The organism is Streptomyces sp. NPDC025618, from assembly GCF_055558795.1.
In genome coordinates this window covers 97,734-110,565 of the sequence record NZ_JBVHLW010000013.1, presented here as the reverse complement: position 1 = coordinate 110,565, position 12,832 = coordinate 97,734, and the positions used below count along the sequence as shown (strand labels likewise).

General features: G+C 69.1%; 15 protein-coding genes and 1 pseudogene. 8 read left to right on the top strand and 8 right to left on the bottom strand.

The features are described 5' to 3' along the window. The first annotated feature begins 59 nt into the window (after nt 1-59). Nucleotides 60-200: a hypothetical protein gene (locus ACZ4A5_RS14715; protein ID WP_467582621.1), complete on the top strand. Its 141-nt coding sequence runs from the start codon at nt 60-62 to the stop codon at nt 198-200. Nucleotides 201-212: 12 nt separating this feature from the next. Here ACZ4A5_RS14715 and ACZ4A5_RS14710 read toward each other — a convergent pair whose 3' ends face one another. After that, nucleotides 213-1,169 carry a zinc-binding dehydrogenase gene (locus ACZ4A5_RS14710; protein WP_467582619.1) on the bottom strand — a complete coding sequence of 319 codons (957 nt, stop codon included), beginning with the start codon at nt 1,167-1,169 and terminating at the stop codon, nt 213-215. Between the two features lie 86 nt (nt 1,170-1,255). Between ACZ4A5_RS14710 and ACZ4A5_RS14705 the strand changes: the two genes are divergently transcribed. Further along, nucleotides 1,256-1,891 carry a TetR/AcrR family transcriptional regulator gene (locus tag ACZ4A5_RS14705; protein ID WP_467582617.1) on the top strand — a complete coding sequence of 212 codons (636 nt, stop codon included), beginning with the start codon at nt 1,256-1,258 and terminating at the stop codon, nt 1,889-1,891. Between the two features lie 293 nt (nt 1,892-2,184). On the opposite strand, the gene ACZ4A5_RS14700 is transcribed toward ACZ4A5_RS14705, so the two are convergent. Next, nucleotides 2,185-2,676: a DinB family protein gene (locus tag ACZ4A5_RS14700; RefSeq protein ID WP_467582615.1), complete on the bottom strand. Its 492-nt coding sequence runs from the start codon at nt 2,674-2,676 to the stop codon at nt 2,185-2,187. A 630-nt stretch (nt 2,677-3,306) separates the two neighbouring features. On the opposite strand from ACZ4A5_RS14700, the gene ACZ4A5_RS14695 reads away from it, so the two are divergent. The 3 genes from ACZ4A5_RS14695 to ACZ4A5_RS14685 all read left to right on the top strand — a co-directional run bounded on the left by ACZ4A5_RS14695 (nt 3,307) and on the right by ACZ4A5_RS14685 (nt 5,288). Next, nucleotides 3,307-4,371, top strand: a complete 1,065-nt coding sequence (locus tag ACZ4A5_RS14695) for a polyprenyl synthetase family protein (RefSeq protein ID WP_467582692.1) — start codon at nt 3,307-3,309, stop codon at nt 4,369-4,371. Between the two features lie 325 nt (nt 4,372-4,696). Further along, the gene (locus ACZ4A5_RS14690) at nt 4,697-4,981 is read left to right on the top strand and encodes a hypothetical protein (protein WP_467582613.1); all 285 of its coding nucleotides are present in this window, start codon (nt 4,697-4,699) and stop codon (nt 4,979-4,981) included. 1 nt (nt 4,982) lies between these two features. Next, the gene (locus tag ACZ4A5_RS14685; RefSeq protein WP_467582611.1) at nt 4,983-5,288 is read left to right on the top strand and encodes a hypothetical protein; all 306 of its coding nucleotides are present in this window, start codon (nt 4,983-4,985) and stop codon (nt 5,286-5,288) included. Between the two features lie 131 nt (nt 5,289-5,419). On the opposite strand, the gene ACZ4A5_RS14680 is transcribed toward ACZ4A5_RS14685, so the two are convergent. Further along, complete coding sequence (locus ACZ4A5_RS14680; protein ID WP_467582609.1) at nt 5,420-6,508, bottom strand: alpha/beta hydrolase; 1,089 nt, start codon at nt 6,506-6,508, stop codon at nt 5,420-5,422. 215 nt (nt 6,509-6,723) lie between these two features. On the opposite strand from ACZ4A5_RS14680, the pseudogene ACZ4A5_RS14675 reads away from it, so the two are divergent. Beyond that, a pseudogene (locus tag ACZ4A5_RS14675) lies at nt 6,724-6,861 on the top strand (transposase); the annotation flags it as partial. Nucleotides 6,862-6,869: 8 nt separating this feature from the next. Here the strand turns inward: ACZ4A5_RS14675 and ACZ4A5_RS14670 are convergent. Continuing rightward, a protein-coding gene (locus ACZ4A5_RS14670; RefSeq protein ID WP_467582689.1) for an IS5 family transposase occupies nt 6,870-7,669 on the bottom strand; the annotation gives its coding sequence in 2 pieces (ribosomal slippage) (nt 6,870-7,321 and nt 7,321-7,669; 801 coding nt in all). Between the two features lie 235 nt (nt 7,670-7,904). On the opposite strand from ACZ4A5_RS14670, the gene ACZ4A5_RS14665 reads away from it, so the two are divergent. After that, nucleotides 7,905-8,129 carry a hypothetical protein gene (locus ACZ4A5_RS14665; RefSeq protein WP_467582607.1) on the top strand — a complete coding sequence of 75 codons (225 nt, stop codon included), beginning with the start codon at nt 7,905-7,907 and terminating at the stop codon, nt 8,127-8,129. Nucleotides 8,130-8,560: 431 nt separating this feature from the next. Further along, nucleotides 8,561-8,752 carry a hypothetical protein gene (locus ACZ4A5_RS14660; RefSeq protein WP_467582605.1) on the top strand — a complete coding sequence of 64 codons (192 nt, stop codon included), beginning with the start codon at nt 8,561-8,563 and terminating at the stop codon, nt 8,750-8,752. 224 nt (nt 8,753-8,976) lie between these two features. Here ACZ4A5_RS14660 and ACZ4A5_RS14655 read toward each other — a convergent pair whose 3' ends face one another. The 4 genes from ACZ4A5_RS14655 to ACZ4A5_RS14640 are packed head-to-tail and all read right to left on the bottom strand — an operon-like array spanning nt 8,977 to nt 12,723. Beyond that, nucleotides 8,977-9,963: an NAD-dependent epimerase/dehydratase family protein gene (locus tag ACZ4A5_RS14655; RefSeq protein ID WP_467582603.1), complete on the bottom strand. Its 987-nt coding sequence runs from the start codon at nt 9,961-9,963 to the stop codon at nt 8,977-8,979. Further along, nucleotides 9,960-11,567, bottom strand: coding sequence for an AMP-binding protein (locus ACZ4A5_RS14650; RefSeq protein WP_467582601.1), 1,608 nt, complete (start codon nt 11,565-11,567; stop codon nt 9,960-9,962). The genes ACZ4A5_RS14655 and ACZ4A5_RS14650 overlap by 4 nt, the downstream gene beginning before the upstream one ends. Beyond that, complete coding sequence (locus tag ACZ4A5_RS14645) at nt 11,564-12,499, bottom strand: alpha/beta fold hydrolase (protein WP_467582599.1); 936 nt, start codon at nt 12,497-12,499, stop codon at nt 11,564-11,566. The genes ACZ4A5_RS14650 and ACZ4A5_RS14645 overlap by 4 nt, the downstream gene beginning before the upstream one ends. Continuing rightward, nucleotides 12,496-12,723, bottom strand: coding sequence for a 3-oxoacyl-[acyl-carrier-protein] synthase III C-terminal domain-containing protein (locus ACZ4A5_RS14640; RefSeq protein WP_467582597.1), 228 nt, complete (start codon nt 12,721-12,723; stop codon nt 12,496-12,498). The genes ACZ4A5_RS14645 and ACZ4A5_RS14640 overlap by 4 nt, the downstream gene beginning before the upstream one ends. Nucleotides 12,724-12,832 lie beyond the last annotated feature (109 nt).

The window sequence follows — 12,832 nt, the reverse complement described above, 5'->3', positions numbered from 1 at the left end:
CCACCCACAACTCGGCATCATCGGCATGACGCGGCCTCTCAACTCCGCCAACGTGGGCGATGTCGGCTTCGGCACCGCCACCACACGGACCGGGCTGCTCACCCCCGGCCCCCGGCGGCGTGGGCCAGATGACCGTCACCGTGCCGCTGGAACAGACGGTGAAGGCCGCCGAGCGCCAGGCGGGACTCGACGCCTCCTGATCCGTCCCGCGTCTACGGCACGAGCACGATCCGGCCGAAGGTCTCGCCGGAGGCCATCAGCTGGTGGGCTCGTACCGCCTCGTCCAGTGGCAGGACCGCGTGCACCACCGGCTCCAGCGGGGTCGCGCCCGCGAACTGCGTTGCACTTACGGCGCGTTGGGACGCCGAAGGGACCGTGTCGGCGCTGAACGTGGCGAACGACAGTGACTTGCGGAAGGCCGTCGTCAGGTGGGTGGCGAGCTCCGCGGGAGGTGGGCCGGCGATCATGCCGACGGTGACCAGGCGGCCGTTGGGGTTGAGCTTGTCCAGGAAGCGGGGCAGGTCCGGGCCAGCTACGACATCGATGACGACGTCGTAGCCCTCGGGAGCGTCGTCGGTGGTGGCGCCGGCGCGGTCCAGTACGTGGGTCGCGCCCAGCTCGCGCAGGCGGTCCCCGCGCTCCGCCGACGATGTAGTGACGGACACCGCGCTCGCCCCGCCGCGCGCCGCGAGCTGCACCGTGGGAATGCCGAGGCTGCCCGCCGCGCCGCGCACCAGGACGGACTCGCCGGGCGCGAAGTGGGCGTGGCGCAGGGCGAAGTGGGCGACCATGCCGGACGTGCCGAGCGTCACCGCGTGCGCGGCGGACAGGGCGTCAGGGACGGGCAGGACCGCGTCGGCGTCGGCGACGGCCTGCTCGACGTAGCCGCCGCCCGTCCCGGTGACCGCCCAGACCCGTCGACCCACCCACGAGGCGTCCACACCCGCGCCGACCGCGGTGACGGTGCCCGCGACCTCGCTGCCGGGTACGTGGCCCGTCCGGAACCCGTACCCGGCCAGGGCGCCGCTGCGGATCAGCGCGTCGACGCCGCCCACGCCGATCGCCTCCGTGGTGATCAGGACCTGGCCGGCGGCGGGGGACGGGGCCGGCAGATCGACGACGGCCAGCCCCTCCGGGCTCCCGAATTTCTGGATGGCTATGGCTTTCACGGTGACTCCAAGGGACGGGAGAAGGCGGGAACGAACGAGTCCGGACGTTAACGGACGCCCCCGTCCGTTTCGGTAAAGTGAGAGCCGTGAACGCCTCTTTGCCTCACACCCTGCGCTCCGACGCCCTCGACAATCGCGAGCGCATCCTCGACGCCGCCCGTGCCGTGTTCGCCTCCGCCGGCCTGAACGTGCCGATGCGGGAGATCGCCCGGCGGGCCGGCGTCGGACCCGCCACCCTCTACCGGCGCTTCCCCACCAAACAGGACCTGGTCACAGAGGCCTTCACGGAGGAGATGCGGCACTGCCGGGCCCTCGCCGACGAGGGCCTGGCCGACCCCGACCCCTGGCACGGCCTCCAACACGTGATCATGCAGGCCTGCGAGACACACGCGCGCGACCGCGGCTTCACCGAAGCCTTCATGACGACCTGCCCCAAGGCGCTGGACTTCGCCGAGAACCGCACGTACGCCCTCAAGGCGATCGCCGAACTCGCCCGCCGCGCCGAGGAGTCCGGCCACCTGCGCCCCGACTTCGTCCTGGACGACCTGATCATGATGCTCATGGCCAACCGCGGCATCCAGGCCGGGTCGACAGCCGCCCGCGTCGCGGCCTCCCGCCGCTTCGCCGCCTTCGTGATCCAGGCCTTCGCCACCTCCCCCAACCAGCACGATCCACTGCCACCGGCGGCACGACTGTCACTGCCACCGCTGCCTCCCGCGTAAGGGGGCTGGCTGCCCAGGGCTCTGGATGTCTGCCGGCTTGGTGCGGGGCGCCGACGCCGGACGGGGTTCCGCGCCCGCGGACAGGGAGGCGGTGACGCCCTAACCGACGTGTCTCCGCCCCTGCGGCCGAACCGTTGACCAGCCTCTTCCCAGGTGTTGGGCCAGCGCACCTCCAATTTCCGGCCCTTTGCCGAGCTCCTGTACGAGAGTCTCCACCGGCTGTGCGAGCTGTCCAGAGGCCGCGCAGGCCGAACACCTCCACCACCGGCCTGGGCGGGATTCCGCGGACTGGCTCAAGCTCGACGGGTGGCGTCGGTCTGTTCACGCAGGATGTCGCTGTGCCCGGCGTGGCGGGCGAATTCCTGGATCATGAGCAGGTAGATCCAGCGCAGGCTGACGGTGCCGCAAGCAGGGTGCTGTCGCGTGGCGTCGAGGTCGATGTCCGCGGCGATGGTTCGTGCGCGATTGCTTGCGCGCTCGAATTCAGCGATCACGTCGGCGACCGTTTCGTCGTCGCTGACCGTGAAACTGGCTTCGCCCACCATCGCACCGTCGCATGCGGATTCCGGCAGACCTCCCAAGATGTGCTGGAACCACTTTCGTTCCGCGAACGCGGCATGCTTGACCAGTCCGATCGACGTCGTCATGGACGGGACGAGACGGCGTCGGGACTCCGCTTCGGACAGGCCGCGCACCGTGGCGATCAGTTCGGCCCGGGTGTGGTCAAGCATGTATTCGAGCATCTGGCGCTCGGGGCAGTCGGTGAGGCGGGTCGGGGTCTTCATCCCGTGTGTCCAATCAGTAGGCGTCGATGATCTCGCTTGCTTACGGGAAGGGGGTCGAGTCGATCGGTTCGGTGCCGAACACGAATCGGATGCCGACCGGAATTCCCAGTCGGAAGAAATGTCGTCGGCCGGCCCGCATCCGGGTCGCCGAGACGACGGGACCGGCATCTCCTCGGACTCGCGTCCGGGCTGCCGCAGAGGTCCTGCCGGGCCCAACCGTACTTCGCCAGAAGGCGCGAGTCCATCCTCCCGGCAGCCCGACGCCCACGGTCGGCGACGGCAGCGAGCAAGCCTGAGCGGGGCCGACGTGGCTGACGTCGCGTCATCTCGGGATCTGAGAGCCGATCTCGGATGCGCTGCCCTGCCCCTCCGTCGCCTGGTGCTGGTAAACCCATACCAGTTACCGGGCTTGATCAACTGGTCGGTGCACGGGCGCACATGGGGCGCGTTCGAGCAGAGGTCGCCCGGCCGGCCATCGTGCCGGTGAGCGGGCGCCCTGCGTGATTCCCTGCGCCCCGACCGAAGCGATCCTTTCCGATTGCTATTGGCGCAGTGGGCACTCGCTGGTCGAGGACACGGTGCTGAGCACGGTGGCGGGAGAGGTGACAGATAGTGGGCAGCGTGGCGACCATGGTGTGCCCGGGCGCGACAGAGGTGCGCAGCGCGGTCGATGCCGCCTGGGAGGACTTCTTCACGGTCCAGGGCCGTGCCGCTGCCAGGGATGGCCTGCCTGGTGAAGTCGTGGGGACGCTGCGCGGCTTTCTGGACAGTGGCGGGAAGCGGGTGAGGCCGGTGCTGTGTGTGGCCGGCTGGCACGCCGGCGGTGGAGCGGGGCTGCCGGGCGCGGTCGTGCGGACGGCGGCCTCACTGGAGTTGTTCCACGCCTTCGCGCTGATCCACGACGATGTCATGGACGATTCGGACACGCGTCGCGGACGGCCCACCGCTCACCGCGTCTTTGCCGCCTTCCACCGGGACGGGCGGGACCGGGACAGCGCCGACCGGGTGGGAGGCAGCGCCGCGATCCTGCTGGGCGATCTGGCGCTGGCCTGGTCGGACGCCCTGGTGCATACCGCCGGTCTTGCCCCGGCCCGGCTCGCCGAGGTGTTGCCGATGCTCGATGCGATGCGCACCGAGATCATGTACGGCCAGTACCTCGACGTCACCGCCGCAGGCCGCCCCATCGCGGATGTGGGGTTGGCGTGGCGGATCGTGCGCTACAAGACCGCCCGCTACACCCTCCACTGGCCGTTGCGGATCGGCGCCGCCCTGGCCGGCGCGCCGCCTGCGGTGGTGGGCGCGCTGAGCGCCTACGCCCGGCCGCTCGGTGAGGCCTTCCAGCTTCGCGACGACCTTCTGGGCGTCTTCGGCTCGCCTGCCCGGACCGGCAAATCGCGCCTGGACGACCTGCGGGACGGCAAACACACGGTGCTGATCGCCCTGGCCCTCCAGCGGGTCGGCGCATCCCAACAGCGCACTCTGCGGGCCTTTTTGGGCCGCCCCGATCTCGACGAGGACGGCGCCGCGTGCCTGCGGCAGATCATCATGGCCACGGGGGCCCGCGACACGGTTGAACGATGCATCCGGGACCGCCGCCGCCAGGCGCTGGACGTCCTGGACCGGGCCCCCTTTCCGCCTGCCGTGACTGCCACGCTGCGGCAGTTCGCCGACACGGTCACGATGCGGACCTCATGACCCGGCCCCGTGTGCCGACCCTTCCCTCTGTGTCCTGGCAGCAGCTGGGCCACGGGGCGCGGCGCGAGGCGGGCGTGACGTGGCGGATGCTCGCCGACAACCTTCAGGTCATTCTCCTCCCACCGCTGGTATTCACGCTCGGCGCCTGTTTCCACGCCCGGCTCCCTGCCCATCAGGTCCTCTGGCACCTGGGGCAGATCACCGCCCTGGCTCTCTTTTACGGCTACGTTTTCGATACCTCGAACCAGGCCCACGGCGCTGACGAGGACCGGCTGAACGAGCCCTACCGCCCCGTCCCGGCCGGACGATCACCCCGGCGGGAGTCATGCGCCGGTTCGGGATCGCGATGCCCCTTTACACCCTCCTCGGCTGGCAGTTCGGGGTGATGGAGTGGGTGCTGCTGTGGCAGGCGGACGTCCTCATCCTCAACGTGGTGGGGACCTCCCGCTCGTACCTGTGGCACAAGCCCCCTGCATGGTGGGGGGGCACCGTAGCCCAGCTCGGTGCGGCCTGGCAGGTCGTCAGTCCGCTCGATACGACAACCTGGCAATGGATCCTGACCATCGCCTTCTCCTTGCAATTTCGCGCTCATCTACGAAGACGTGCGTGACATGGAGGGAGACCGCGCCATCGGTCGTCGCACCCCCGCGCTCGTCCTGGGCGCGTGGCCCATCCGCATCTGGTTCTCCGTCCTCATGGCCGGCATCCCGCCGCTGCTGCACTTCCTCCTCTTCGCCCCCACCGGCGCGCCCCCGTGGCGAGTCGCCCTCTGCGACACCGCCGTGGCCGCCGCGTGCTGGACCGCTGCCGCACGGGCCCTGCTCCTGCGCCGCACCGCCGCCGACCGCGTCACCTACCAGTTGTTCATCCTGTCCTACGCCACCGCTCTGACGGCCGGCCCCATCCTGTGGGCCTGACCCGTTGCGGCACCCCTGGCCGGATGTGTTCAATCTGATCTGTGACGCGCGGTAGCGGTTGTCGGAATCGTTCCTCCTCTCCGCCGCGACCTGGCCGCCGCCATGGCGAAGCAGCGGGAGCCGGACAGGGTTCAGGAGGAGGGGACGGGGCCCTGCATGTGCTCGCTGATCCACTGGATCAGACCGCCTGTCTCCATATTCGGCACATACGTCTTGGCGTTGTGGCTGCCGCCCGGTATGACGCTCAGCTTGGTGTGGATCGGGCCCTTGGTGTACCGCTTCACGAAGTCCTCGATCGGGGGCATGGCCGAGGTTTCCTTGGTGCCGACCTGGAAGGCGAGATAGACGTCCGGGCCCCCGGCCCGGATCAGCTTGGGGGCGAGATTCTTCGGGTTGTTGGCCGTCTTTTCCGTGTTGTGGCCGGCCCACAGACGGGAGTCCGGAACGATGTCCGGCCCCGAGGCGATGACCGCCTTGAATTTGTCGGGCTTCTGCAGCACGGACTTCAGGCCGGCGAAGCCTCCGGTGGAGGAGCCCATGAAGGCCCAGCCGTCGCGGGAGTCGATCGTGCGGAAGTTCTCCTTGACCAGGTCCGGGACGTCCTCGGTCAGCCAGGTACCCATTTTCGGCTGGCCGGGAATGTCACTGCCGTCCCAGTACTGACCCGCCTTGGGGTCCTTGGCGTCCTTGTCGTGGTTCTCGGGGTTGAGCACCGGCATGACCACGATGAACGGCAGGCTCTTGCCCTCCTGCGACCACTTGGAGATGCTCGCCTCGAGCTTGAGGTCGGTACCCATCCAGTAGTTGTTCGGATACCCGGCGCCACCGGGCAGCGCGATCATCACGGGGAAACCGCTCTTCGCGTACTTGGGGTCCTTGTACTGCGGCGGGACCCAGACCCAGACCTTGCCCTTGAACCCGGACTTCTTGCCCGCGTACTCCGTGACCGCGATCTTACTGCCGTCTTCCGGAACCGTGCCCGAGACCGTGAATTTCGCCTCCGGTCCCGTCGGCAGGGACACCTTGCCGCTCCCCGTCCCGCCCGGCTTGCCGTCCTGGCCGAAGCTGATCGGGTCGCCCTTGTCGGAGAACACCCCGGCGTGATCGAGCACCGGCCAGGCGGCCAGCCCGAGCACGGCCGCCCCGGCCGTGATGAAAATCCAGCGCTTGGTACGGGGGCGGCGAGCCTTACGGGAGGCTTCGGTGTCGAGGTGCGTCATCAGCTGTACTCCAGGTAATGCCGGTACCCGGGGAGGCAGGGCGGTACACCCCTGCGGATCCCGGCGATGACCAGCCCGGTCGGTTGATTCCGACCATGTATCTCAAGCCTCGCTAAGAGTTCTTTAAGAGTCGCTAACAGAAGTCGTTGCTGGTGCGACTGTCGGCTTGTCCGGTCGTTGATCTGGTCGTGGGGAAGAGACAGTCGCGCCCGTGGATCGTGCCGGATGACCTGTGGTCGCTCATCGAGCCGTTGCTGCCCCAGCGGGGGCCGAAGCTGGTGGAGGGGCGGCCTCGGGTGCCGGACCGGCAGGCTTTGTGCGGGATCCTCTTCGTGCCGCATACCGGCATCAAGAAGTCATCTCATTTGGCGAGTCTGCGGTAGCAGATAAGGGTGCAGGCGATGCTGGTGAAGGCGAGGAAGTGGGTGGCTTTGCGTTCGTAGCGTCGGTGTAGGCGGCGGCAGCCGACGAGCCAGGACATGGTGCGTTCGATGGTCCAGCGGTGCTGGCCCAGTCGCTGGGAGGTCTCGATGCCTTTGCGGGCGATGCGGTGGGGGATGCCGCGCTTGCGTAACCATCGCCGCAGGTGGGAGTAGTCGTAGCCTTTGTCGCCGTGGAGCTTTCCCGGCTTGCGTCGCCGTGGTCCTCGGCGGGAGCGGACCGGCGGTATGCCCTTCACCAAGGGGACCAGGGCCTGACTGTCGTGCAAGTTCGCTCCCGATATCCCGACGGAGAGGGGCAGACCGGTTCGCTCGGTGATCAAGTGGATCTTCGAGCCGTACTTACCCCGGTCCACAGGATCCGGACCCGTCAGGACCCCCTTTTCAGGGCCCGCATGTTCACCGAGTCGATTGCACAACGAGACCAGTCCAACTCACCACGGGAGCCGAGTTCGTCCAGGACCAGGCGATGGAGCTTCGCCCAGACCCTCGCCTTGGTCCACTCGGAAAACCGCCGGTGGGCCGTGGCTCCCGACGGCCCGAACGACGCCGTCGGCAGTTGCTGCCACGTACACCCCGACGTGGCCACAAACACGATCGCGGCCAGTACTTCCCGGTCACCGTGCCGGCGCCGCCCGCCTCCCTGAGGCCGTGACGGCACCTCCGGCACCACACGCTGCAACAACTCCCACAGCTCATCCGGCACCAGCCGCTCAACGATCCCCACGTCAACAGACTATCGAACACTCCAAATGAGATGACCTGTAAGGGCTGTCCGATGAGTTCCGTTACTGAGCCGTCAAGCTGCTGAGCGCCCGTGCGCTCCGCAGGGGGGCCGTGCGCCCTTTGGGCCCTCCGGGCACCCGCGCAATGCCGGTGCACGCAGGCATTGGTCGGGGAATGCTCCCGACTGGTTCGCCCCCTCAATAGCCGACAAACCCTCCGGGAGGCCCGTCATGGGCACTGTCCGCCGGTTCGCCGCCACTGTCACAACGACCGCCCTTCTCACCCTGGGAAGCATCACGCTCGCCTCCCCCGCTCAGGCCGCCGACGGCGTACTCGAAGACAAAGTCAACAACCTCCTCTTTGTCGCCGGTCAACTCATCGACAACGTCCTCAATATCGCCGCTATCGCCTCGGTGACGCCCCCCGCGGTGACCCCGATTTCTGAAAGCTCGTAACACGACAATGGTTTGTGGTTGTTGAGACGTCTCCATGCAGACGGTGCCGTCGTCGACACGGTCGACGGCTCACCCACCCAGCACCAGCGGGCACTCGACCGCTACAGCGACGGCGAACCCGGCGTGCGTTCGTCCTTGCCTCGATCACCTCCGCCAAGAGGAAGAGCCGTACGACGTCGTGTACGCGCAGCACGCCTTCAGCTTCATCGCCCCGCACCGGCTCCTCCTAGCCCTCACTCCCCGCATCCGTCCCGGCGGACGCCTGGTGTTCTCGGTGCTGGACACAAACCAGGACGGACTCGGCCCGTCCCCGACCGTCAGCCCGCGCCCCGAGGGCGTACGTACGCCTGGGCGACGAGGGCATGCTGACCACCCCGATGTAGGTCCTCACTCCCGCCCTGTGGGAGGACTTGTGCGTTCAGGCCGGGCTCTTGGTCGAGACCGTCACCTTGCTGCCGTCGCCCGCGGACGACGACCCGGTGGTCTGCCAGCTGATCACCACGCGCCGGCAACAGACCGTTCCGCGCGCCCGGGTGACCAGCCGACCCCGCAGTAAGGGCGCCTCCTATGCAGCGGGGAGCGCGATGGTGACTGCTGTTGCCTGGTGGCTGCATTCCCGCTGACCTTCCAAGGTGGGCCGGGGGTTTTCCTTCCTGCAGCCAGGGGCCGCACCGCGGAGTTCGTCCTCACCGTTCTCCGCGATGACCAGCGGCTTGCCGACATGGCGTGCGGCAACCGCATCTCCGCGACCACGGTGGGCCGCTGGGCGTTGGAGGTGATCGGACTGCTCGCCGCACGGGCTCCGCGGCTGGACCAGGCGCTGAGGAAAGCCACCGAAGGTGCGGAGCTACCGTGGTGCGGTGTCCGAAAGTGCGGTTATGCCTGCGTCGAAGGTGATGGGTGGTGCGAACTGCAGGTCGCGGCGTGCGGCTTCGATGCTGAACCAGTGGGGGTGCACCAGCTCGGCGACGAGGAAGCGGCTGAGCGCGTGGGTGCGCGTGTATCCGGTCAGCTGCAGGACGGTCTCGCAGGCAACTGCGGCGGCATAGGCCAGAGGAGGCGGTACCGTGCACCAGGTGGCCTGCCGGCCAGCGGCGCGCAAGAAGTGTGCGGTGATGTCGCGCAGGGGTCGGGGGTCGTCCTGGGTGATGAAGAAGGCACGGCCTCCGATGGGGCAGCCCTGTTGGAGTCGGTCCAGGGCGAGCAGGTGGGCGTGGGCGGCGGTGCGCAGGTGGGTGGTGTCGATGAGGTTGGTGCCGTTGCCGGGCATCATCAGCCGGCCCGCCCGTACGGCGCGTACCAGGGCTGGGGCAAAGTGCGGGTCACCGGGCCCCCAGATGATGTGGGGGCGCAGGGAGACGGTGGCCAGGTCGGGGCTGTTGGCGGCCAGGACGAGGGCTTCGGCGTGCGCCTTGGTGCGTGGGTAGGCGGCCAGGTGCCGATGGGGGTAGGGGCGGCCTTCGTCGGCGTTCTCCAGGCCGCCGGGCCCGAAGACGACGCTGGCGGTCGAGGTGTAGACGAGCGCGCCGACCCCGTGGGCGCGGCACTGGTCGATGATGTTGCGGGTGCCCAGCACGTTGGTGTTCCAATACGGCACAAGAGGACCGCTGACGCCGGCGAGAGCGGCGCTGTGCACGACGGCGTCGCAGTCGGCGAGCGCGCGGGAGACGGCGGCTGGATCGGCGATGTCTCCCTGGTGTTGCCGGACGCCGAGGCTTTCCATGGCGAGGCTGGGGTGGCGGCTGAGGGAGGAGGTCGTGGTGCCGCGGGTGACGAGTTGGCGGCAGATCTCCTGTCCGAGGAAGCCGCTGCCGCCGGTGACCAGGACCTTCATCGGATGCCGCCTGCCATGTGCTTGGCGGCGTAGGCGGCGAGCCGGGCACGGTCGATCTTGGAGTTGTGGCGGATGTCGGTGGGGAAGCGGGGGTGGAACAGCACTGTGCCGATGCGGCGGCCGTGCCGGTGATTATCGAGGGCGGCACGCAACGCGTCCAGGATTGCGTCCTTGCGTGCGCCGGGCCCGCGCTCGACGCAGAGCACTGCCTGCTGCCGTCCGGCGGGGCCGACGCCGACCAGGGCGGTACGGCGGACCCCGGGGGCGGTGTCGGCGGTGGTCTCGACATCCTCCGTGGTGAGGGTGAAGCCTTCGCCGTTGACGAGGTGGGCTTTTCGGCCGAGGTACCACAGGCGGCCCTCGTCGTCGAGGCGTCCCAGGTCGCCGGTGCGGTGCCACAGTTTGCCATCGGCGACCGTTTTGGCGGTGGCAGTGGCGTCGGGCCGTGCGTGGTAGGCGGGGCTGACCACGGGCCCTGCGACGGCGATCTCCCCCAGTGCGGTGGCGTCCGCGTCCAGGATGCGCGCCTCGATGCCGGGCAGTGGCCGACCCAGGCAGGTGCCGGCGTGGCCCGGGGGCGGCTGCGTGCGCACCTTGCGCAGGTCGCCGGCGCTGATGGTCGAGACGGGCAGGCACTCGGTGGCGCCGTAGACGCTGAGGATCTCCGCCTCGGCAGGAAGCACTCTGGCCAGGGATTCGGCGAGCCGTGGGCGCAACGACGCGCCGAAGGACAGCACGCGGCGGACCGAGGGCAGCGTCAGGCCGTTGCGGGCACAGTGGTCGGCGATCAGAGCGAGGATCGCTGGTGAGGCGGCGATGGCGGTTGCCTTGTGGTGCAGGAGTGGGCCGACGAGGTGTTTGGGGGGTGTGCGTGCCGGGGCCAGGTGGTTGACCTGCGGTGCGACGGTGGTCATGCCGAGCAGCGGGCCGAGCAGGGCGATCGGCAGGAAGCAGGAGAGGAGGACGTCGTCGGCCTCGGGCTGCAGAACGGCGGTCAGGACGGTGAGTTGCCCGGCCAGGGTGGAGCAGCGGTATTCCACGCCCTTGGGCTGCCCGGTGGAGCCGGAGGTGAAGGCGATCATTGCCAGGTCGTCGTCGTGCGGCTCCGGGACAAGCGGCGGCGGACCGCTACCGTCAGCGATCGCCAGCGGCAGGTTCTGGCCCAGGAGCCGGTTCTGGCCGGGGAAGGGCCAGGGCCGGCCGGCGACCAGGGCTGTGCGGACATGGCTGCGGCCCCAGCCCAGTACCCGCCGCCCGGCGTGGGCCAGGGGCTCGCCGATGAAGATGCCGGGGCCGATCTCCTCCAGGCAGCGCCGCGCCTCGGCGCGGGGCTCGATCAGGACGGGGACAGCACCGAGTGCGGCCAGTCCGTAGACGACGGCGAGGAGTTCGTAGGCGTCGCGGGTCATGACCACGGCCTTGTCGCCGCGCCGCACTCCGGTCGCCTGGAGGGCGTCGGCGGTGCGGCGGCAGCCGTCCAGCAGTTGTGCCGCTGTGATGGCCTGCGATGCGCGGGCGCCGGCGCATCGGATGAGTGCGTCCGCCTCGGGGCGCTCGTTCAGCCGGACCAGGCGGGCCAGGATGCTGTCCTGTGCGGTGGTCATCGCTGTCCTTGCAGGAAGTCCCGGATGTGGACGCCGAGTTCGCCCCCGGCGTCATCCATCACCAGGTGGCCGGCATCCGGGTAGCGGCGGACGACGGCGTGCGGATGGCGGCGAGTCCACTCGGCAAGGACCATCGGGGTGAAGACCGGGTCGCGCATGCCCCAGCCGATGAACATCGGGGTCCGTCGCAAGTCGTCGGATTCGCAGGACGGTTCGAGTAGCCGCCATACCTCGTCTGCGTTGTTCCGGGGGATGGTGCGGATGAACTCTATGATCGCCCGGCGGTTGCTCCGGGACCTGTGAGGGAGTAGATAGGCGCGCCGTTCGACGGGACTGAGCGAGTGGGTGACGCCGGCGTGGACCGCGGCCCAGGCGAAGGCGTTGGTTGCGTGGACAGCGGCGGCGACGGGCCGGTGGTCCCTGATCCAGCGCAGGTAGAACGGCAGCCGGTAGCCGTCGGGCCAGGGAAAGGCGATGGTGTTGAGGACCACCAGGCGGGAGACGACGCCCGGATTGCGCAGCCGCCAGGCGAAGCCGAGCGGACCGCCCCAGTCGTGAACGATGAGCGTCCAGCCCTGCGAAGGGACCCCCTCCTGATGGACCAAGTGATGGTAGAGGCCATCCAGATGATCCAGCTGGGCCTGATAGCGCGCTGCCGGTTCTTGTGGCAGTGCGAGGTGATGGGACAGGCCGAGGCCCGGCAGATCCGGGGCCAGGCAGCGCCCATGCGGGGCAAGTGCGGGAAGCAGCTCGCGCCAGGCATAGCTCCAGGTCGGATTGCCGTGCAGGAACAGCAGCGGTTTACCCGCGCCGAGGTCGAGGTAGTGCTGGGCGGTCGCCGGCACGAGTCGCCAGTGCTCGCGCCCGGGGTAGCCGGGCAGCAACTGTTGAAGGACTGAGGAGCGCGCCGTGCCGGTCGAGGGGACGCTCATGTGCGTCCCCGGCGGATGAGGGCACAGCCGGTGCTCAGGCCGTTGGACACGCCGAGCATTGCCACCATGTCTGCGGCTTCGATGGGATCGGCTTCTCGTGTCCTGACAAGTTGCGCGGACAGAGAGGCGGCGACGCAGTTGCCGTGTTTGGCGGCGGCAGGCATGCACCGGTCGTCGTTCAGCTGTAGCGTGGTGCGCTCGTCGGCCTGCGAGTGCGGATGCACGGTTCCTCCACTACTTCAACGTCACCGCAGCAGTATGGAATTCTGGAATCTGAGCCACCGGTCAGCTTCGAGGCCGGCCATGGCCGCCCCGCCGGACCAGAGCCGTCCG

What these genes read in the sequence shown, in the direction of transcription:
- ACZ4A5_RS14715 (WP_467582621.1), top strand. Translation starts at nt 60, where the DNA reads ATGTCGGCTTCGGCACCGCCACCACACGGACCGGGCTGCTCACCCCCG.
- ACZ4A5_RS14700 (WP_467582615.1), bottom strand. Translation starts at nt 2,676, where the DNA reads ATGAAGACCCCGACCCGCCTCACCGACTGCCCCGAGCGCCAGATGCTC.
- ACZ4A5_RS14695 (WP_467582692.1), top strand. Translation starts at nt 3,307, where the DNA reads ATGGTGTGCCCGGGCGCGACAGAGGTGCGCAGCGCGGTCGATGCCGCC.
- ACZ4A5_RS14690 (WP_467582613.1), top strand. Translation starts at nt 4,697, where the DNA reads ATGCGCCGGTTCGGGATCGCGATGCCCCTTTACACCCTCCTCGGCTGG.
- ACZ4A5_RS14685 (WP_467582611.1), top strand. Translation starts at nt 4,983, where the DNA reads ATGGAGGGAGACCGCGCCATCGGTCGTCGCACCCCCGCGCTCGTCCTG.
- ACZ4A5_RS14680 (WP_467582609.1), bottom strand. Translation starts at nt 6,508, where the DNA reads ATGACGCACCTCGACACCGAAGCCTCCCGTAAGGCTCGCCGCCCCCGT.
- ACZ4A5_RS14665 (WP_467582607.1), top strand. Translation starts at nt 7,905, where the DNA reads ATGGGCACTGTCCGCCGGTTCGCCGCCACTGTCACAACGACCGCCCTT.
- ACZ4A5_RS14655 (WP_467582603.1), bottom strand. Translation starts at nt 9,963, where the DNA reads ATGAAGGTCCTGGTCACCGGCGGCAGCGGCTTCCTCGGACAGGAGATC.
- ACZ4A5_RS14650 (WP_467582601.1), bottom strand. Translation starts at nt 11,567, where the DNA reads ATGACCACCGCACAGGACAGCATCCTGGCCCGCCTGGTCCGGCTGAAC.
- ACZ4A5_RS14645 (WP_467582599.1), bottom strand. Translation starts at nt 12,499, where the DNA reads ATGAGCGTCCCCTCGACCGGCACGGCGCGCTCCTCAGTCCTTCAACAG.